The organism is Vibrio sp. S457-15 (assembly GCF_000960545.1).
Lineage (GTDB): Bacteria > Pseudomonadota > Gammaproteobacteria > Enterobacterales > Vibrionaceae > Vibrio > Vibrio parahaemolyticus.
The window spans coordinates 70,135-88,720 of record NZ_JYOQ01000006.1 but is presented as its reverse complement, the minus strand read 5'-3'; the positions used below and the strand labels follow the sequence as shown (position 1 = coordinate 88,720).

The following is an 18,586-nucleotide window of genomic DNA, read 5'->3' as shown; positions in this document are numbered from 1 at the left end:
AAAAATTAAGGGGGCATCTTGCCCCCTTATCACTAATTAAATTCAGTTTCTAAACAGTACCGTAGAACCGTGATTTAGGCTAGTTAATAACAGAGTCTTCTCATTAACCACGTCAATTCGGCGGCTTTGTTCTGCATCTAGCTTAAAGATTTGAGTAATCAAACGTAGTTGCGCTTCAGAAAAATCCTTGGATTGAGAAGAAGAAATATCTTTGAACTCAGAAGGAGAAACAAGCAGATAGTTATCACTCACTTCCCAGCGACCTTTCTCTGAAATATTAATTGTCGATTCAGCCGTCGAGCCTTGTGCGAACAGTTTGATGTTTGCCACGCGAATGTAATCGCCATTCGGCAGGTACTTAACGTTCGACTCCACATTCACTCGACGTAACGGGCCTACGGTATCGTCTGGCAAGTTATCAGTAATCACAGTCACCATGGTTGACTGCCATTCATTTGATGTAAGCACTTGCTCAACTTTAAGGTCACTGCCCCAGTACAACCAACCACTGAAAAGGATAGATACGGCCAAAACCGCAGATGCTACTTTAATCTTCATGCTGGCCTCCTTTATTTGCAGATGTCTGTTGGATCGTTTTGACCTGCGAAAATACGCAATGTCACGTTCTCATACGAGTGGTTGCTGTCATGAATGTAGTTCAAAATCAGCTGGTTATTTTGTCCGCCAGTGGCAATCACTTCCACTGGTAAGGAGTCTTCTGCATGGTGTTTAACGTAGCGTTCAATGCACTGCTCAATAGAAGGCAACCAGTTGTTGATTTGCGGGTGATTTACAGGTGTCATCACTGGTACGTTCTGATACTCACCAATCTGACGGAACTGAGATTCCGCTGGGTTTGTAAACAGCAGTACGCAAATCGGTAGTAATAGTGCCAAAAATAAAATAACGCGTGGAATCCAAGGATTCACAGCAGAAGCCACAGGTGCTTTTTCAGGTACTACTGGCGCTTCTGGTTCAACGATTGCGTCAGAAGACGTCGCTAAAGACGGCTCTACGATCGTTTCTACCTCATTAGCAGAGGCGTCATTGTTATCAGAAGCAGGTTCTTCAACTTCAATTGAGCTTGAGTCTGAAGAAAGCGGGCTTAGGCGTTCAACAGTACAAATGAGTTGATAGCCTCGTTTTGGAACGGTTTTAACAAACTCTGGAGATTTGGTTGAATCCTTCAACATCTTACGCAGAGTAGAAATCGCTTGAGTCAGGCTTGAGTCATCCACCTCAAAACCTTGCTCACGCCAAACAAACTCGTGAAGCTCGTTACGGGTTAAAACTTCGTTTGGTCTCTCCGCCAACATCAGGAGTATACGGCTTTCGTTGCTTCCTAATCGTACAACTTCGTTGCCGCTTTGTTGGTCAGCGAGCGAATTACTATTTGGATCAAAGGTAAACCTTTGAGCAAGTAGAAATTTGGTGCCGATGTTAGTCATTTAGTTCTTCTTAGATGGATGATGTTGTAATTATGGTGATTTATATCACAAAATTACGTTTGCGCATGGGAGATACGCGACGTTTTAGATGCTTTTAGGGGGGTAGGATAATTAAATTTTTCTAAAAAAACACCGTTTTTAGCAATATTGACCTTGAATTTACATTTGTCAGCCACATGTTAAATGACATCTTAGTGTGGTGATTTCAGGGACTAAATCACAAAGTCGTCCCTGAAAAAGCCTGTTAGTTTAGATGTTATGGAGCACACATGAGCGAAACCGTATCTCAAAATAAAGAAACTCGTGGTTTTCAATCAGAAGTAAAACAACTACTTCATTTAATGATCCATTCTCTTTATTCCAATAAAGAGATCTTTTTGCGCGAGCTGATTTCTAACGCATCAGATGCATCAGACAAATTGCGTTTTCAGGCACTTTCGAATCCTGATTTATATGAAGGTAACGCAGATCTTGGCGTTAAGCTGTCATTTGATGAAAGCGCAAATACCCTAACGATTTCTGATAACGGTATCGGTATGAGCCGCAATGACGTTATCGAACATTTAGGCACCATCGCAAAATCAGGCACCACGGAATTCTTCTCAAAGCTTTCAGAAGAGCAAAGCAAAGACTCGCAATTGATCGGTCAATTTGGTGTTGGCTTCTACTCTGCATTTATCGTTGCTGATGCGGTGACCGTGCGCACTCGTGCAGCAGGTTTGCCAGCAGATGAAGCTGTGCAATGGCATTCTGCGGGCGAGGGTGAGTACACCATTGAAAACATCACTAAAGAATCTCGTGGTACCGACATTATTCTTCACATGCGTGACGAAGGTAAAGAGTTCTTAAATGAATGGCGCTTGCGCGATGTCATCAGCAAGTACTCGGATCACATCGGTATTCCTGTTTCTATCCAAACTGTAGTGCGTGATGAAGACGATAAAGAGACAGATGAGAATAAGTGGGAGCAAATCAACAAAGCTCAAGCGTTGTGGACGCGTAATAAAGCAGATATCTCAGATGAAGAATACCAAGAATTCTACAAACACGTTTCACACGATTTCGCTGATCCACTGGTGTGGAGCCATAACCGCGTAGAAGGTAAAAACGACTACACTAGCCTACTTTACATCCCATCGAAAGCGCCATGGGATATGATGAATCGTGATCATAAGTCAGGTCTGAAACTGTACGTGCAACGTGTGTTCATTATGGATGATGCTGAACAGTTTATGCCGTCTTACCTGCGTTTCGTACGTGGCTTGATTGATTCAAACGATCTGCCACTCAACGTTTCGCGTGAAATTCTACAAGACAACAAAGTGACTCAGTCGCTACGCAATGCATGCACGAAACGTGTACTGACTATGCTTGAGCGCATGGCGAAGAATGATGAAGAAAAATACCAATCATTCTGGAAAGAGTTTGGCCTAGTGTTGAAAGAAGGTCCAGCGGAAGACTTTGCGAACAAAGAGAAAATTGCAGGTCTATTGCGTTTTGCTTCAACAGAAGTTGATTCTGCGGAACAAACCGTTGGTCTTGCGTCCTACGTTGAGCGCATGAAAGAAGGCCAAGATAAGATCTACTACTTAACGGCAGACAGCTACGCGGCGGCGAAGAACAGCCCTCACTTAGAGCAGTTTAAAGCGAAAGGCATCGAAGTCATTCTGATGTTCGACCGCATTGACGAGTGGTTGATGAACTACCTGACTGAGTTTGATGGTAAGCAGTTCCAATCGATTACAAAAGCTGGCCTTGACTTGAGTAAGTTTGAAGACGAAGCCGATAAAGAAAAGCAAAAAGAAACCGAAGAAGAGTTCAAATCGGTTGTTGAGCGTACCAAGTCTTACCTGGGTGACCGCGTGAAAGACGTGCGTACGACCTTTAAACTTGCATCTACACCCGCAGTCGTTGTGACGGATGATTACGAGATGGGGACTCAGATGGCGAAGCTGCTTGCTGCCGCAGGTCAAGCTGTGCCAGAAGTGAAATACATCTTTGAAATCAACCCAGAGCACGAACTTGTTAAGCGCATGGCGGATGAAGCGGATGAAGAAGCGTTTGGCCGTTGGGTCGAAGTGCTACTTGGTCAAGCCATGTTAGCAGAGCGCGGCTCGATGGAAGATCCAACGCAGTTCGTGGGTGCTATCAACAAGCTTTTGACTAAGGTTTAATAAGTCATCAATATCGAAAAGCTCGCATAATGCGAGCTTTTTGTTTGTTGTCGCAAAATTTTGCATTACAGGTGTTGAGTTAATAATCAATAGCTGCAGAAAGAGGGTGTTGTTAACATTCTTTAGTCTTAATTCACTCTTTGCTCTGTGAACCTGTGATAGAATCTGTGACTTGAATGTGAGTAATAAGGCGTGTATTTTTGCCCGCCTATATACCTTATACCGAAACTTATCGTTGCGAGCGCTTCTAGGGTTTATGCCTGCGAAGCACAGCTATTGTGAGCTTCGGTATAAATCTTAAATATAAAAGAGGATAAATCATGCGCATCATTCTTCTAGGTGCTCCAGGTGCAGGTAAAGGCACACAAGCAAACTTCATCATGGATAAATACGGTATTCCACAAATCTCTACTGGTGATATGCTTCGTGCTGCTATCAAAGCAGGTACAGAACTTGGCAAACAAGCTAAAGCTGTTATCGACGCTGGTCAGCTAGTTTCTGATGAAATCATCCTTGGTCTTATCAAAGAGCGTATCGCTCAAGACGATTGTGAGAAAGGTTTCCTACTAGATGGTTTCCCACGCACTATTCCTCAGGCTGATGGCCTAAAAGAAATGGGCGTTGAAGTAGATTACGTTATCGAATTCGACGTAGCTGACGATGTGATCGTTGAGCGTATGGCTGGTCGTCGTGCTCACCTTCCTTCAGGTCGTACTTACCACGTTGTTTACAACCCACCTAAAGTGGAAGGTAAAGACGACGTAACGGGTGAAGATCTTGTTGTTCGCGATGACGACAAAGAAGAAACAGTACGTGCACGTCTAGGTGTTTACCACGAGCAAACTGCACCACTTATCGATTACTACGGTAAAGAAGCTGCAGCAGGCAAAACTAAGTACCTAAAATTTGACGGTACTAAGCAAGTAGCTGAAGTAAGTGCTGATATCGAGAAGGCATTAGCATAATAGGTAATACCTATTATCAAAATTTTTAATAATTTTGTTATAGTGAAGCGGCCGTAAGGTCGCTTTTTTTATACATTTTATATGCTGGGAAAACAAAGGGACGCAATGCAAACTAAAAATAAACAAGGTGTGTTACTGGTTAACCTAGGAACACCTGATGAACCTACCGCTCCAGCGGTTAAGCGCTTCTTAAGTCAGTTTCTTCATGATCATCGTGTAGTCGATATGGCACGATGGCTTTGGTGTCCAATTTTACATGGTGTGATTCTTCCAATGCGCTCGCCAAAGGTCGCTAAGTTGTATGAATCGGTATGGATGGAAGAGGGCTCACCTTTAATGGTGTATTCCAAACGCCAGGCAAAGAAACTTGCTCAGCATCTTGATATGCCTGTGGAACTCGGCATGACTTATGGCAACCCAAGCCTTCAATCTGGTTTTGAAGCTCTTATCGCTCAAGGTGTGGAAGAGGTTATTGTGCTACCGTTGTACCCACAATATTCTGGGACAACCACCGCAGCCGTGTCTGATGGAATCACAAAAGCGTTTAAGCAACTGCCAGTGATGCCAGCATTCAGCTTTATTCGCGATTATCACGATCATCCAATGTACATCGAAGCGCTTGCGCATTCGGTTCGACAATACTGGGAAGAGCATGGCAAAGGGGATTACTTGCTGTGTTCATATCACGGTATTCCTAAACGTTATGCAGACAATGGCGATATTTATCCTCAGCATTGTGAAGCGACCACTCGCTTGCTTGGTGAGGCGCTTGGTTTATCATCGGATCAGATTGGTATGTCTTATCAGTCTCGTTTTGGCCGAGAAGAGTGGCTACAGCCTTACACTGATAAAACATTGGAAACCATCACCAGTAAAGGCGTGAAGAAAATTGATATCATGACTCCTGCATTTTCATCTGATTGTTTAGAAACGTTGGAAGAAATAGCTGGAGAGAACAAAGAGATCTTTATGGAAGCGGGTGGTGAGCAGTTCCACTATATTCCATGCCTTAACGACGATGACATGCATATCGATATGATGGCAGAACTAGTACGCAGCAAGCTGTAGAGCTTTGGTTTTCTGTACTGAATGAATACTAAAAAGGGTCGCGATTGCGACCCTTTTTAGTAACTTTGAAACCATGTTAAGCAACTTGTGTTTGTTGCTCTTCAATTTGTTCTGCAGTGCTGTGAGTGTTTTCTGCACCGTGCATCCAACGAACAAGCGTGTTCGAGAATAACATTAGAATCACACCACTGATCAATGCGGTTACTGCGATGCCACTAAAGATAGCCATTGCACCAAGTTCACCCACATGAGAACCCACGTAACCAGCAACATAGTTCGCAATAGCGTTACAACCAAACCATGCACCCATCATCAACGATGCAAGACGTAGCGGAGCCAGTTTGGTTACAAGAGACAGGCCAATAGGGGATAGACACAGTTCACCCAAAGTATGGAAGAAAAACGCGCCAACTAGCCATAGCATGGATGTTTTCACGTTAGTATCACCACCTTGTTCCATTACTGCACCAACCATGCATAGGAAGCCTAGTGCCAAGAAGAACATAGCTAAAGCAAATTTCGCTGGTGAGTTTGGTTCACGTTTACCTAGTTTCACCCATAGAACCGCAAGGACAGGCGCAAGCGTAATGATAAAGAATGGGTTTAGTGACTGGAACCAAGCTGCAGGTACTTCAAAACCGCCAATCATACGATCGGTGTACTGCTGAGTGTAAATGTTCATCAGACCGCCAGCTTGCTCGAAACCAGCCCAGAATACGATAGTAAACAGGCTCATCACCAAGATAACTTTAATGCGATCTACTTCTTCTTTGGTAAGAGGCTGTTTTGTTTTGGCGTTCTTATTGTTTAGGTCGCGTTTCGCGGCTGGCTCACGGCCAATATCACCAAGCCAAGACTGTGAAAGCGACATTTGCATGACAAGGCTGATTATCATACCCACGCCCGCTGCTACGAAACCTGCTTTCCAACCAAATGAGTTCGTTACAGATCCAGAAACCACGCCGGCTAGTAAAGCACCAAGGTTGATACCCATGTAGAAGATAGTGAAAGCGCCATCACGACGGTTATCACCTTCATTGTAAAGGTCGCCAACCATGGTAGAGATATTTGGCTTGAATAGACCATTACCACAAATAAGCAGAGCAAGACCTAAATAGAAAGTGTGAAGTGCTCCGAAGCCTAGTGCGTCAGCCGGAAGTGCCAGTGTGAACTGGCCGATAGCCATTAATGCACCACCAAGCAAAATTGAGCGGCGTTGGCCAAGGTAGTTATCGGCAAGGTAACCACCAATCAATGGGGTAATGTAAACAAGGCCGGTGTAAATGCCATAAAGGTCGAGCGCGTCTTTCGTTGACCAGCCCAAACCACCATTCATTGTGGTATCAGTTAAGTAGAGTACTAGAATGGCACGCATTGCGTAGTAGGAAAAGCGTTCCCAGAGTTCAGTGCCGAACAATAAGAACAAGCCACGAGGGTGACCGAAATATTGATGTTGGTTTGACATAAGCTCTTCTAATAGTAGTTATTACATTTTTTAACGACACCTACGTATACATTGCAATTTAACTGCTTACAAACAATAAAATTTTGCCTTACGACTAAATAACATTGTTAAGTCACTGTTTATTTTTGATTTTGTGGGGTTTTTGTTGGTGGTTGGGGTGTGTTACAAACTTAATTTTCATTTTTGCCTATGGACTTATTTTCTTAACCTTTTGAAAAAGTGTAAGTTATGCGAACAATGTATAATGTTCTTCTTATGGATAATTTGAATATTCATGACTCACCTTTAGCTTAATGCTAGGATGAAACAAAAATATAATTGGCTAGTAATAAAATGAAACGTTGGTATTTACTTTATTGTAAGCGTGGAGAACAAATAAGGGCTAAGCAGCATCTTGAAAATCAAGGTGTTGAGTGCTTCTACCCAACTGTAGAAGTCGAAAAAATCTTGCGCGGTAAGCGACAAAAGGTCGAAGAACCGTTGTTTCCTTGTTATGTATTTGCACGTTTTGATTATGAACAAGGCCCGAACTTTACGTCGGTTCGGTCGACGCGCGGTGTTGTCGACTTTGTTCGATTTGGTGCCCAACCAAAAGAAGTTCAAGGCGATCTTGTGTTTGAGTTGAAGCAGCTAGAGAAATGCTGCACAGAAAAAAACATATCCGAATGCATGCCTAAACCAGGTGATCAGGTTCGTGTTAAGAGCGGACAATTTGCAGGTATTGATGCCATTTTCCAAGAACAAGACGGAGAGAAGCGTTCAATCATGTTGGTGCAAATGATCTCGAAGCGAGTACCAGTTAGCATTGATAACACCGATTTAGATTTAAAGTAGTCGCTTAATACTCATAACAACCAACACAAAAAAGAGGTGCGCACGCACCTCTTTTTGATCTTAACGTCAACAAGTTAAATAATTGGGCTGGATTGCTGCTCCAGCCCAATTCTGCTTAGTAAGCGTCGTTGTGAACGGTTTGCACTGCACGGCCTGAAGGGTCAACACAGTTCTTGAATGACTCATCCCACTCAATCGCTTTCGCTGATGAACACGCTACAGAAGGACCACCTGGTACACATTCTGCAGCTGATGGTAATGGGAACAACTCCTCAAAAATTTCGCGGTATACGTAACCTTCTTTAGTTGTTGGTGTGTTGTATGGGAAGCGGTACTGAGCCGTTTCCATCTGTTGATCGGTCACTTTCTCTTCTGCTACGGCCTTCAAAGTGTCAATCCAGCTGTAACCTACGCCATCAGAAAACTGCTCTTTTTGACGCCAAGCGATTGAGTCTGGTAAGTAATGCTCAAAACATTCGCGAAGAATGTGTTTTTCCATCTTACCGTTGCCACACATTTTGTCTGCAGGGTTTAGGCGCATTGCGACGTCAATGAACTCTTTATCCAAGAATGGTACACGGCCTTCAACGCCCCATGCCGCCAACGATTTGTTCGCACGGGCACAGTCAAACATGTTTAGAGCCAGCAGTTTACGAACCGTTTCTTCGTGGAACTCTTTTGCGTTTGGCGCTTTGTGGAAGTACAAGTAGCCACCGAAGATTTCATCAGCGCCTTCACCAGAAAGCACCATTTTAATGCCCATTGCCTTGATTTTACGGCCCATAAGGAACATCGGCGTTGAGGCACGAATCGTTGTTACGTCATAAGTTTCGATGTGGTAAATCACGTCACGAATAGCATCCAAACCTTCTTGAATGGTGTATGTCATTTCGTGGTGAACGGTGCCAATTTTTTCTGCCACTTCACGTGCTGCTTTTAAGTCTGGAGCGCCTTCAAGACCAACCGCAAAAGAGTGAAGTTGAGGCCACCATGCTTCTGATTTTTCATCGTCTTCAATACGCATCGCAGCATAGCGTTTTGCTACCGCAGATGTGATGGATGAATCCAGACCACCAGATAGTAGTACGCCGTATGGTACGTCAGTCATTAGTTGACGTTTCACCGCTGCTTCCAGTGCTTCTGTTAGTTCTTCTTTACTCGTGCTGTTACCTTGAACAGCGGCATATTCGTTCCAGTCTCGGATGTAGTAACGCTGAGGTTCTGCATCTTTTGAGCTGTAGTGCGAACCTGGAGGGAATTCGCTGACTGTTTTACAAACGGGTACGAGTGCTTTCATTTCGGAAGCGACGTAGTAGTTACCGTGTTCATCGTAGCCTTGGTAAAGTGGAATGATACCGATATGGTCACGACCTACTAGGTACTCATCTTTTTCTTCATCGTACAGTACGAAAGCAAAAATGCCGTTTAGCTCTTCAAGAAGATCAGCACCCATGTCTTGATACAGCGCTAAAATAACTTCACAGTCAGAGTCTGTTTGGAATTCGTACTTGCCTTCGTAACGAGCGCGAATCTCTTTGTGGTTGTAGATCTCACCGTTAACGGCAAGGATTAGTTTTTTATCAGGGCTGTATAGTGGTTGAGCACCGCTATTTAAACCAACGATAGCCAAGCGCTCATGAGCTAGGATTGCTCTTTCTGAAGAGTAGATACCAGACCAGTCAGGGCCACGGTGACGAAGCTTTTTCGACATTTCTAACGCGATAGGACGCAGTGCCGCTGCATCACTTTTAATGTCTAAAATCCCAAATACTGAACACATACAACATCCTTTCTAAACTAAACAATTTCTAATCGGTATGGATTCAATTTGCCATTCTGAGTAAAAAAAGCAACGTTTTGTGATTAAAAAAATGACAAAAAGCCTTGTTGATTAAATAATATTTAACTTGTTTGTTGTTTTGATGAATGGAATTAAGGTTTGGTATGAAAATTAAACAAAAAAGCCTCTCTATTGATAGAAAGGCTTTTAATTGGTAGTAGCGTTGTTGCGTATTTTTAGGGTTATTTTATTGAAGTGAACTGAGGTTCTAGTTGTTTGCACACGTGTCGCGCAAAACCACTACCTGCTTCGCTGTATATATTAAAGGCAGCGTCCACACCACTTTCCAACAAACCTTCTAGTTGGTCTGGATATTCTGCAATAGCGGCAATTTGCCCTTTGTAGTTTCTACGCTGAAGTTGTTCTAGTGCCGTTTGATTACCTTGATGGTGTGGCATTGCCAATAAAACTAACTTTACGTGACCAGTATCTAGGATTCGTTCCCAAAAATCTGGGTCGGTAGCATCCCCTGAAATGACATTACGTCCTTCTGAACGGTGTTGTTGCGCTGCTTCTTCACGGATCTCAATCCCCAGAGAAATCTTGCCGTAACGTGCGCGTAGCTCGTCATATGCACCGGTACCAATTCGCCCCATACCTAGAATAAGTACTTGAGCATGTCCCGGGTTGATCAACTGGTCACGTTGGTTGAGTTTCTCTGCAGCCGTTTCTTGTAACCATTTTCCGGAATGTTGATAAATTTTATGGCCCAAGCGATTTAGAGGTGCTGAGATAATAAAGGATAGTGAAACCGCTACAGCGATGGCTGCGAGCATGTCACTCGGCATCCACCCCATTTTGTACGCCAGGCCACCGACAATGAGCCCGAATTCGCTGTAGTTAAACAGTGATAAAGATGCGAGAAGGGAAGTACGCACGCGAAACTTAAAGTGGTTGATGGTCAGGAAGTATAGCAATCCTTTAATAGGCAGAAGGACAATGAATAATAGTGCTAGTGCGATACCTGTTAGACTCAAAGATGCGGATAAGCCGATATTTAAGAAGAAGCAGACGAGAAAGAGCTCTTTCATATTAAATAGCGATTTAGACAACTCTGACGCTTTACGGTGACCAGCGAGCATCATGCCAAGAATCAAGGCGCCAAGGTCTGGTTTCATTCCAACTAACTCAAACAGTCCGGCACCCACAACAAGCGCGAAGAAAATGCCGAACAGCACTAACATCTCGCCGTGGCCTACTTTATCCAATAACTTGTAAAACAGCGGGCGTAGAAGAGGAAGAGCAAATAGACCTATGGCGTACCATTCTGGCACTTTGCCTGTTGAAACAGTCAGAAACACGACCGCGAAGATATCTTGCATAACCAAAATACCGATGGCCAGTGTGGCGTATGTCGCGTTGAGTTCACCTTTTTCCTGCAGTGTTTTTACCGCGAAAACAGTGCTAGAGAAGGAAAGTGCAAAGGCTAGGAGCAATATCTGCCCGCTTTCCATACTTGCAAGGGACGTTAATCCAAGCAGTTTCAGCCCTGACAACGCAAGGGCAAAAAAAGCGGTTGAAAGAATATTGTGCGCTGTTGCGCCGCCCCAAATTTCTTTGGAAAGCAATGTTTTTACATCGAGCTTTAAGCCAATAGTAAAAAGCAAAAGAGTAACGCCGAGATCAGCCAGAGTGACAATAACGTCATTACTTTGATAGCCAAAGGCATGTAAGCCAAAACCCGCTAGTAGAAAACCGACTAGAGGGGGAAGGCTGCATTTGAGCGCGATGAAGCCTGCTAAAAAAGCCGTTGTAATTAGAATAATTTCCATACTGTTGAGCTAGATTCCTGATATACGAAAACGGGCTGTGAAAACACAGCCCGAGATTGTAACTCAATTAGTTGTATAAACTTAGTCTTCTAGTAACTTTTGTAACAAAACGCCATTTAACATCGCTCGTTTTATCATGGCGAAAGCGCCCATTGTTGGCTGCTTATCAATGTGAGAAGCCACAATTGGAAGATCGTTATGGAATGTTTTCAGTGACTGGTTTTCTACATTTCTTTGAATTGCAGGGAAAACAATGTCTTGTGCAGCGGTGATGTCACCTGCAATCACGATTTTTTGTGGGTTAAACAAGTTGATGGTGATAGCGATGGCTTTACCCAACTGGTTACCAACACGTACTAAGCTCTGTTTCGCGAGCTCATCACCGTTCATAGCATGAGTGCATACATCTTCAATCGTAATGTGCTCCAATTGCGTTAAGCTAGACTCATAGCCTTGTGCTATGAGCTGTTTAACGCGTTGGATGATCGCTGGGTTAGCAGCAACCGTTTCAAGACAGCCAAAGTTGCCGCATTGGCATTGCTCACCAAGAGGGTCAATTTGAATGTGGCCAATTTCACCTACGTTACGGTTAAAACCTAGAAACACTTGGCCGTTAACAATGATACCTGCGCCAGTACCGCGGTGTACACTGACTAAGATAGAGTCTTGGCAATCTTGGCTAGCACCAAAATAATGTTCTGCAAGTGCCATACCACGGACGTCGTTACCGACAAAGCAAGCCGTATTGAACTTCTCTCGGATAATTTCACCAAGCGCAAGGTTATCAATATCCGTATTTGGCATGTACTCAACGACGCCTGTCGTAGGGTTAACTAGGCCTGGTAACGTAATACCGATAGCAATCAACTGGTCAATTTTATCTTGGCAACGACTTACGAAGTCTTTTAATAAATCAATAAGACCTGCGATCAAATCGGCTTGGTTGGTGTAGTGAAGTTCGTGTTGATCTTCTGCCAGTGCAGTGCCGCCTAAGTCATAGAGACAGAATTGAACGTAGTCTCGACCCAAACGAACGGCGATAGAGTGAAAAGGCTTCACTTCAGTGGTCAATGAGATTGCTCGACGACCACCTGTTGAAGCTTGTTGGGCGACCTCTTTAATGAGGCCGCGTTCCAATAGTTGACGGGTGATTTTGGTAACACTCGCTGGAGCAAGCTGGCTAACATCCGCGACTTGAATTCGGGAGATAGGACCTTGCTGATCAATCAGCCTGTATACCGCAGCGCTGTTAAGCTGTTTTACTAAATCTACATTACCAATCTGTCCGCCATTCATGCTTAATTTTGCTCGTATTGTCCGTTAACAACCGTCGCTTTAACGTTGAAGTCACGATCGAAAATAGTTAGGTTTGCAACCATGCCTTTTCGAATACGGCCGAGACGGTCCTCAACGCCAATTGCTGTCGCTGGGTACAGTGTAGCCATTCGTAGAGCTTCTTCTAAAGCGATACCTGCGTGCTCAACTGTGTTCTGAACTGCTTCAATCATAGTCAGAGCTGAGCCGCCTAGTGTGCCGTTTTCATCAACACACTTACCATCTCGGTAATATACTTTCTTACCGACAAAAATAAAGTGATCAATGTTAGCACCTGCCGGAGCTGTGGCATCGGTCACCAAAACAAGCTTTTCACCTTTGATTTTATGAGCAATTCGAATGTTTGCGTAGTCTACGTGGAAGCCGTCAGCAATGATGCCTGCGTAGATCTCTGGTGTATCGTAAATAGCACCAACCACTCCTGGCTCACGACCAACCATAGGAGTCATCGCATTGAATAGATGAGTGGCAAAAGTAATACCAGCCTCAAACCCTTTACGAGCTTCAGCATAGGTCGCGTTTGTGTGACCGATTGAAACCACAATACCTGCAGCTTTTAGGCGTGCGATATGTTCAGGGTCGTTCTGCTCTGGTGCAAGAGTTACTTTGGCAATTATGTCTGCATTTGAGCAAATAAGGTCAATCATGCCGTCATCGGATGGACGGATGAAGTCAACGCTATGAATACCTTTTTTCGCGACGTTAAGGTATGGGCCTTCAAGATGTAAGCCAAGCGATTGGTTTTGGTATTTTTTGTGATATTCGCGAGCTGCGGAGATTGCCGCGCGCATATCTTCATCAGAAGAAGTGATCAGCGTAGGAAGGAAGCTGGTACAACCCGACTTTAGGTTTGCTTCGTGCATGATTTGCATCGTTTCTGCTGTGATAGCATCGTTCAACATGACGCCGCCACAACCGTTCAGTTGCAGGTCGATAAAACCAGGACTTAAGTTAGCTCCATTCAGATCTTTTACTTCAATGCCTTTCGGTAGTTCAGCAACGGGCACAATGGATTGAATTAGATCGTTTTCAACGATGACCGCATGATCGGTAAGAACATCACTACCGGTATAGATTTTACAGTTACTTAGCGCGTACATAGTCAGCTAGTCCTTATAGATGAGAATTCAATTTCTGTATCGTTATCTAATCGGCGACTGAATGAGTCATGTGGGTACTTAGTTTGTATCACTGAATTAGATAACGAGTCACATACAGCAAGTTGCGTTTTATCGATGTCATTGTCAGAGTAACTAACTGAAAAATAATAAATGAATTGTTTTTTATGATTCTTTTTCAGAGCAAAGTTACTAAGAATTACCCGCCGAGATACCAAAATAACACTGATTCTGCCTTGCATAAAGTGCGAGAATATTATCTTTAAAACGCCATTTTTTCGTATAATAAAATAAGTTTTATGATCTCGCTAGCAAAAACCTTTCGAAAGGGCAAATTGTGGTGATTATGATCACAAACAATGAGCTTTTAATTTGCGGAGCAAAATTAATGTCATAAACTGACGATGACTAAATTGAACGACTGAAATAAGTCATTCAACATAACATCGAATCCTATAGGGGGAACTTAAGGTGAATATTCTCGGATACGCGCAGAAGTTAGGTAAAGCTCTTATGCTTCCTATCGCGACTTTGCCAATCGCAGGCTTGTTACTGCGCTTGGGCCAACCTGATGTATTTGACATCGCGTTTATGGCACAAGCCGGTAACTCAATCTTCTCTAACCTTCCATTGTTATTTGGTCTAGGTATCGCGATCGGCTTATCAAAAGACGGTCAAGGTGCTGCAGGTCTTGCTGGTGCGGTTGCGTACTTCGTACTTACTGCGACAGCGTCAACAATCGATGCGTCAGTTAACATGTCATTCTTCGGTGGTATCATCGCAGGTATCATTGCTGGCCATTCTTACAACGCTTTCCATGCTACACGCCTTCCTGAGTGGCTAGCATTCTTCTCTGGTAAGCGCCTAGTGCCAATTATGGCTGGTTTGTTCGCCCTAGTTGCTGGTGCTGTTTCAGGTATTGTATGGCCAACAATCCAAGGTGGTCTAGATGCACTTGCTCACGGTATCTCTACTTCTGGCGCAATCGGTCAGTTTGTATATGGTACGCTTAACCGTGCTCTAATTCCTGTAGGTCTACACCACGTACTGAACTCTTTCTTCTGGTTTGGTATGGGTTCTTGTCAAGAAGTGCTAGTTTCTGGCGCAACAGCTGCTGGTCAAGCTCTTCCTGCACTACAACAACTTTGTGTTGACCCAGCTCTAGCTAAGACTCTTGTTGCAGGTCAAACTCACACATTTGAATTCGCTAACTCAGTAACTCCAGAAATTACAGCAACTGTTAAAGAAGTAACTGAAACAGTTAAATCTGGTGACCTACACCGTTTCTTCGGTGGTGATAAGAGCGCTGGTGTATTCATGAACGGTTTCTTCCCAGTAATGATGTTTGGTCTACCAGGTGCAGCACTTGCTATGTACCTAGCGGCTCCTGTTGAGAAACGTAGCCAAGTTGGTGGTGCATTGTTCTCTGTTGCATTCTGTTCATTCCTAACTGGTATCACAGAGCCTCTAGAGTTCATGTTCGTATTCCTAGCTCCTGCTCTATACGCGATTCACGCAGTGTTCACTGGTCTATCGCTAGTTGTTGCTAACATGCTTGGTACGCTACACGGCTTCACATTCTCTGCTGGTCTAATTGACTACTTGTTGAACTACGGTCTAGCAACTAAACCTCTACTACTAGGTGCAGTTGGTCTTGGCTTCGGTGCTCTTTACTTCTTCACATTCAGCTTTGCAATCCGCGCGTTTAACCTAAAATCGCCAGGTCGTGAAGATGATGATAGCCAAGCAGCAGCACCAGCAGGTGAAGCAAAAAGTGGTGACCTAGCTCGTCAATACCTAAAAGCGCTAGGTGGTCATGACAACCTAACTTCAATTGACGCATGTATCACTCGTCTACGTCTAACTCTGAAAGATCGTTCAGTAGCTGATGAAGAAGTGTTGAAGAAACTAGGTGCGAAAGGTGTTGTTAAACTAGGTGAAAACAACCTTCAAGTTATCCTTGGTCCTCTAGCAGAAATCGTTGCTGGTGAAATGAAAGCAATCGGCGCAAACGAAGACCTATCGAATGTAAAACTACCATAATTACATCGAACTGATATTTGATTAGAGACCTCCTTCGGGAGGTCTTTTTTTGTTTTAGTGCTTTGAATCTGCTGTGCATTCACGCGAACTCGATAAATATTGCCGTTTTAGCGCGAGTTCTTGTTGTCTAATGGCTTAGAATTGTGGATCATTAGAAACAATGCACTCTGTAAAACCATATCGGATACAGAGTTCCGTTTTCTCTGACAATACTTATATTTTTGAGGTGCTATAGATGAGTGAAGCTGATGCTCGTCCATCAAACTTTATTCGCCAGATCATTGATAAGGATCTAGCGGATGGCAAACACACTAGCGTGCATACTCGATTCCCGCCGGAGCCAAATGGCTATCTGCACATCGGTCATGCTAAGTCTATCTGTTTGAACTTCGGTATTGCTCAGGACTACCAGGGTCAATGTAACTTACGTTTCGACGATACAAACCCTGAAAAAGAAGACATCGAATACGTTGAGTCTATCAAGAAAGATGTAAACTGGTTAGGCTTCGAGTGGGATGGTGAAGTATGTTACTCATCAAACTACTTCGACAAGCTTTACGAATATGCAATTGAATTGATTAACAAAGGCTTAGCGTACGTAGATGAGCTAAGTCCAGAGCAGATTCGTGAGTACCGTGGCACGCTAAAAGAGCCAGGTAAGCCAAGCCCATACCGCGACCGTTCTGTTGAAGAAAACTTAGCGCTATTTGAAAAAATGCGCGCAGGTGAATTTGAAGAAGGTAAAGCGTGTCTTCGTGCGAAGATCGATATGGGTTCGTCATTCATGGTTATGCGTGATCCAGTGCTATACCGTGTACGTTTTGCTACTCACCATCAAACGGGTGATAAGTGGTGCATTTACCCAATGTACGACTTCACACACTGTATCTCTGATGCGCTAGAAGGCATTACACACTCTATCTGTACGCTAGAGTTCATGGACAATCGTCGTTTGTACGACTGGGTACTAGACAACATCACAATTGATTGTCGTCCTCATCAATACGAGTTCAGTCGTCTAAATCTAGAATACACAGTGATGTCTAAGCGTAAGCTAAACCAACTAGTAACCGAAAAATTGGTTAACGGTTGGGATGATCCTCGTATGCCAACAGTATCTGGTTTACGTCGTCGTGGTTTCACACCTGCGTCAATCCGTGAATTCTGTAAGCGTATCGGCGTAACGAAGCAAGAAAACATGATCGAGTTTAGCTCGCTTGAATCTTGTATTCGTGACGACCTAAACGAAAATGCACCTCGTGCGATGGCTGTGTTGGACCCTGTTAAAGTTGTTATCGAGAACTTTGAAGAGGGCACTGTAGAAAATCTAACGCTGGCTAACCATCCAAATAAACCTGAAATGGGTGAGCGTGAAGTACCGTTTACTCGTGAAGTTTGGATCGAGCGTGAAGATTTCCGTGAAGAAGCGAACAAAAAGTACAAGCGTCTAGTTCTTGGTAAAGAAGTTCGTTTACGTGGTGCTTACGTGATCAAAGCTGAGCGTATTGAAAAAGACGCGGAAGGCAACATCACAACGATTTACTGTACTTACGATCCTGAAACGCTAGGCAAAAACCCAGCAGATGGTCGTAAAGTTAAAGGCGTAATTCACTGGGTATCTGCGGATAAAGCGCTACCAGCAGAAATTCGTCTATACGATCGTTTGTTCACTGTTCCAAATCCAGCAGCAGCAGAAGACTTCGCTTCAACCATTAACCCTGATTCACTCGTTGTGATCAACGGCTTCGTTGAGCCGAGCCTGGTATCTGCAGAAGCAGAGCAAGGCTACCAGTTCGAGCGTATGGGTTACTTCTGTGCGGATTCTAAAGATTCAACTGCAGATAACCTAGTGTTCAACCGCACGGTTGGCCTACGTGATACATGGGCGAAAATTGAGAACCAATAATCTCAATCGTTACCTATAGAAAAATGCCAGCAATTGCTGGCATTTTTGTTTTTGGATTAAGCAAAAAAGTACAGATACAAAAAACGCCAGCTTTAACTGGCGTTTATTTTTAATCTACAAGCAAATTACTTTGCAGGTTTGTGCGCATCTGGGTTTTCTTTGCAGCCACCGTCACTGCATTTACCGTATAGGTATAAGCTGTGGTTTGTTAGCGTCACATTGTACTTAGCTGCTATTTCGCGTTGGCGCTCTTCAATGATGTCGTCAGAAAACTCAATTACCTCACCACAGTCTAGACACACTAGGTGGTCGTGGTGATGTTGAGTTGACAATTCGAAGACTGACTTGCCACCTTCAAAGTGGTGACGAGTAACAATACCTGCATCGTCGAATTGGTTTAGAACGCGATAAACAGTTGCTAGACCTATCTCTTCACCTAGATCAATCAGCTTTTTGTACAAATCTTCAGCACTGATGTGCTGGCAGTCTGGCTGCTGAAGTACTTCTAGAATTTTTAGCCTTGGAAGGGTAACTTTTAGACCCGCATCCTTCAGCGCCTGATTATTATCTGACATATACTTTCCCGTTGGATCATCTGCAGCGATTTAACAGAATTCA

General features: G+C 43.8%; 14 protein-coding genes. 6 read left to right on the top strand and 8 right to left on the bottom strand.

Features of this window, described 5'->3' with window-relative positions; genetic code table 11:
* Window positions 1–42: 42 nt before the first annotated feature.
* On the bottom strand, window positions 43–558 hold the full coding sequence (gene toxS, locus UF05_RS02415) for a transmembrane regulator ToxS (protein ID WP_005454545.1): 516 nt from the start codon (window positions 556–558) through the stop codon (window positions 43–45).
* A gap of 11 nt (window positions 559–569) precedes the next feature.
* Window positions 570–1,448, bottom strand: coding sequence for a transcriptional regulator ToxR (gene toxR / locus UF05_RS02410; protein WP_025442174.1), 879 nt, complete (start codon window positions 1,446–1,448; stop codon window positions 570–572).
* A 269-nt stretch (window positions 1,449–1,717) separates the two neighbouring features.
* On the opposite strand from toxR, the gene htpG reads away from it, so the two are divergent.
* From htpG to hemH, 3 genes are all read left to right on the top strand, one after another.
* Window positions 1,718–3,622, top strand: a complete 1,905-nt coding sequence (htpG, locus tag UF05_RS02405; RefSeq protein ID WP_045546197.1) for a molecular chaperone HtpG — start codon at window positions 1,718–1,720, stop codon at window positions 3,620–3,622.
* A 320-nt stretch (window positions 3,623–3,942) separates the two neighbouring features.
* Window positions 3,943–4,587, top strand: coding sequence for an adenylate kinase (adk, locus tag UF05_RS02400; RefSeq protein ID WP_005454556.1), 645 nt, complete (start codon window positions 3,943–3,945; stop codon window positions 4,585–4,587).
* Between the two features lie 105 nt (window positions 4,588–4,692).
* Window positions 4,693–5,655, top strand: coding sequence for a ferrochelatase (hemH, locus tag UF05_RS02395; protein ID WP_045546196.1), 963 nt, complete (start codon window positions 4,693–4,695; stop codon window positions 5,653–5,655).
* Between the two features lie 76 nt (window positions 5,656–5,731).
* On the opposite strand, the gene UF05_RS02390 is transcribed toward hemH, so the two are convergent.
* Window positions 5,732–7,120: a peptide MFS transporter gene (locus UF05_RS02390; protein ID WP_005454549.1), complete on the bottom strand. Its 1,389-nt coding sequence runs from the start codon at window positions 7,118–7,120 to the stop codon at window positions 5,732–5,734.
* Window positions 7,121–7,453: 333 nt separating this feature from the next.
* On the opposite strand from UF05_RS02390, the gene rfaH reads away from it, so the two are divergent.
* A complete protein-coding gene (gene rfaH / locus UF05_RS02385) occupies window positions 7,454–7,954 on the top strand; it encodes a transcription/translation regulatory transformer protein RfaH (protein ID WP_005454588.1) in 501 nt (166 codons plus the stop codon).
* Window positions 7,955–8,069: 115 nt separating this feature from the next.
* On the opposite strand, the gene asnB is transcribed toward rfaH, so the two are convergent.
* The 4 genes from asnB to nagA form a co-directional block, all read right to left on the bottom strand.
* Window positions 8,070–9,734 (bottom strand): asparagine synthase B, encoded by a 1,665-nt coding sequence (gene asnB / locus UF05_RS02380; RefSeq protein WP_005454564.1) that lies wholly within the window; start codon window positions 9,732–9,734, stop codon window positions 8,070–8,072.
* 242 nt (window positions 9,735–9,976) lie between these two features.
* Window positions 9,977–11,566 (bottom strand): cation:proton antiporter family protein, encoded by a 1,590-nt coding sequence (locus tag UF05_RS02375; RefSeq protein ID WP_005454558.1) that lies wholly within the window; start codon window positions 11,564–11,566, stop codon window positions 9,977–9,979.
* An 81-nt stretch (window positions 11,567–11,647) separates the two neighbouring features.
* The gene (nagC, locus tag UF05_RS02370; RefSeq protein ID WP_005454586.1) at window positions 11,648–12,862 is read right to left on the bottom strand and encodes a DNA-binding transcriptional regulator NagC; all 1,215 of its coding nucleotides are present in this window, start codon (window positions 12,860–12,862) and stop codon (window positions 11,648–11,650) included.
* Window positions 12,863–12,864: 2 nt separating this feature from the next.
* Window positions 12,865–14,001, bottom strand: a complete 1,137-nt coding sequence (nagA, locus tag UF05_RS02365; RefSeq protein WP_005496091.1) for an N-acetylglucosamine-6-phosphate deacetylase — start codon at window positions 13,999–14,001, stop codon at window positions 12,865–12,867.
* Window positions 14,002–14,490: 489 nt separating this feature from the next.
* On the opposite strand from nagA, the gene nagE reads away from it, so the two are divergent.
* Together nagE and glnS are read left to right on the top strand one after the other, a co-directional pair.
* Window positions 14,491–16,062 (top strand): N-acetylglucosamine-specific PTS transporter subunit IIBC, encoded by a 1,572-nt coding sequence (nagE, locus tag UF05_RS02360; protein ID WP_005454584.1) that lies wholly within the window; start codon window positions 14,491–14,493, stop codon window positions 16,060–16,062.
* A 235-nt stretch (window positions 16,063–16,297) separates the two neighbouring features.
* The gene (gene glnS, locus UF05_RS02355; protein ID WP_031850049.1) at window positions 16,298–17,968 is read left to right on the top strand and encodes a glutamine--tRNA ligase; all 1,671 of its coding nucleotides are present in this window, start codon (window positions 16,298–16,300) and stop codon (window positions 17,966–17,968) included.
* Window positions 17,969–18,093: 125 nt separating this feature from the next.
* Here the strand turns inward: glnS and fcrX are convergent, their stop codons facing one another.
* Window positions 18,094–18,543 carry a ferric iron uptake transcriptional regulator FcrX gene (gene fcrX, locus UF05_RS02350; RefSeq protein ID WP_005489847.1) on the bottom strand — a complete coding sequence of 150 codons (450 nt, stop codon included), beginning with the start codon at window positions 18,541–18,543 and terminating at the stop codon, window positions 18,094–18,096.
* Between the last annotated feature and the right edge of the window lie 43 nt (window positions 18,544–18,586).

Bases quoted from the DNA above. Each gene is read 5' to 3' on its own strand.
- toxS (WP_005454545.1), bottom strand. From the start codon at position 558: ATGAAGATTAAAGTAGCATCTGCGGTTTTGGCCGTATCTATCCTTTTC.
- toxR (WP_025442174.1), bottom strand. From the start codon at position 1,448: ATGACTAACATCGGCACCAAATTTCTACTTGCTCAAAGGTTTACCTTT.
- htpG (WP_045546197.1), top strand. From the start codon at position 1,718: ATGAGCGAAACCGTATCTCAAAATAAAGAAACTCGTGGTTTTCAATCA.
- adk (WP_005454556.1), top strand. From the start codon at position 3,943: ATGCGCATCATTCTTCTAGGTGCTCCAGGTGCAGGTAAAGGCACACAA.
- hemH (WP_045546196.1), top strand. From the start codon at position 4,693: ATGCAAACTAAAAATAAACAAGGTGTGTTACTGGTTAACCTAGGAACA.
- UF05_RS02390 (WP_005454549.1), bottom strand. From the start codon at position 7,120: ATGTCAAACCAACATCAATATTTCGGTCACCCTCGTGGCTTGTTCTTA.
- rfaH (WP_005454588.1), top strand. From the start codon at position 7,454: ATGAAACGTTGGTATTTACTTTATTGTAAGCGTGGAGAACAAATAAGG.
- asnB (WP_005454564.1), bottom strand. From the start codon at position 9,734: ATGTGTTCAGTATTTGGGATTTTAGACATTAAAAGTGATGCAGCGGCA.
- UF05_RS02375 (WP_005454558.1), bottom strand. From the start codon at position 11,566: ATGGAAATTATTCTAATTACAACGGCTTTTTTAGCAGGCTTCATCGCG.
- nagC (WP_005454586.1), bottom strand. From the start codon at position 12,862: ATGAATGGCGGACAGATTGGTAATGTAGATTTAGTAAAACAGCTTAAC.
- nagA (WP_005496091.1), bottom strand. From the start codon at position 14,001: ATGTACGCGCTAAGTAACTGTAAAATCTATACCGGTAGTGATGTTCTT.
- glnS (WP_031850049.1), top strand. From the start codon at position 16,298: ATGAGTGAAGCTGATGCTCGTCCATCAAACTTTATTCGCCAGATCATT.
- fcrX (WP_005489847.1), bottom strand. From the start codon at position 18,543: ATGTCAGATAATAATCAGGCGCTGAAGGATGCGGGTCTAAAAGTTACC.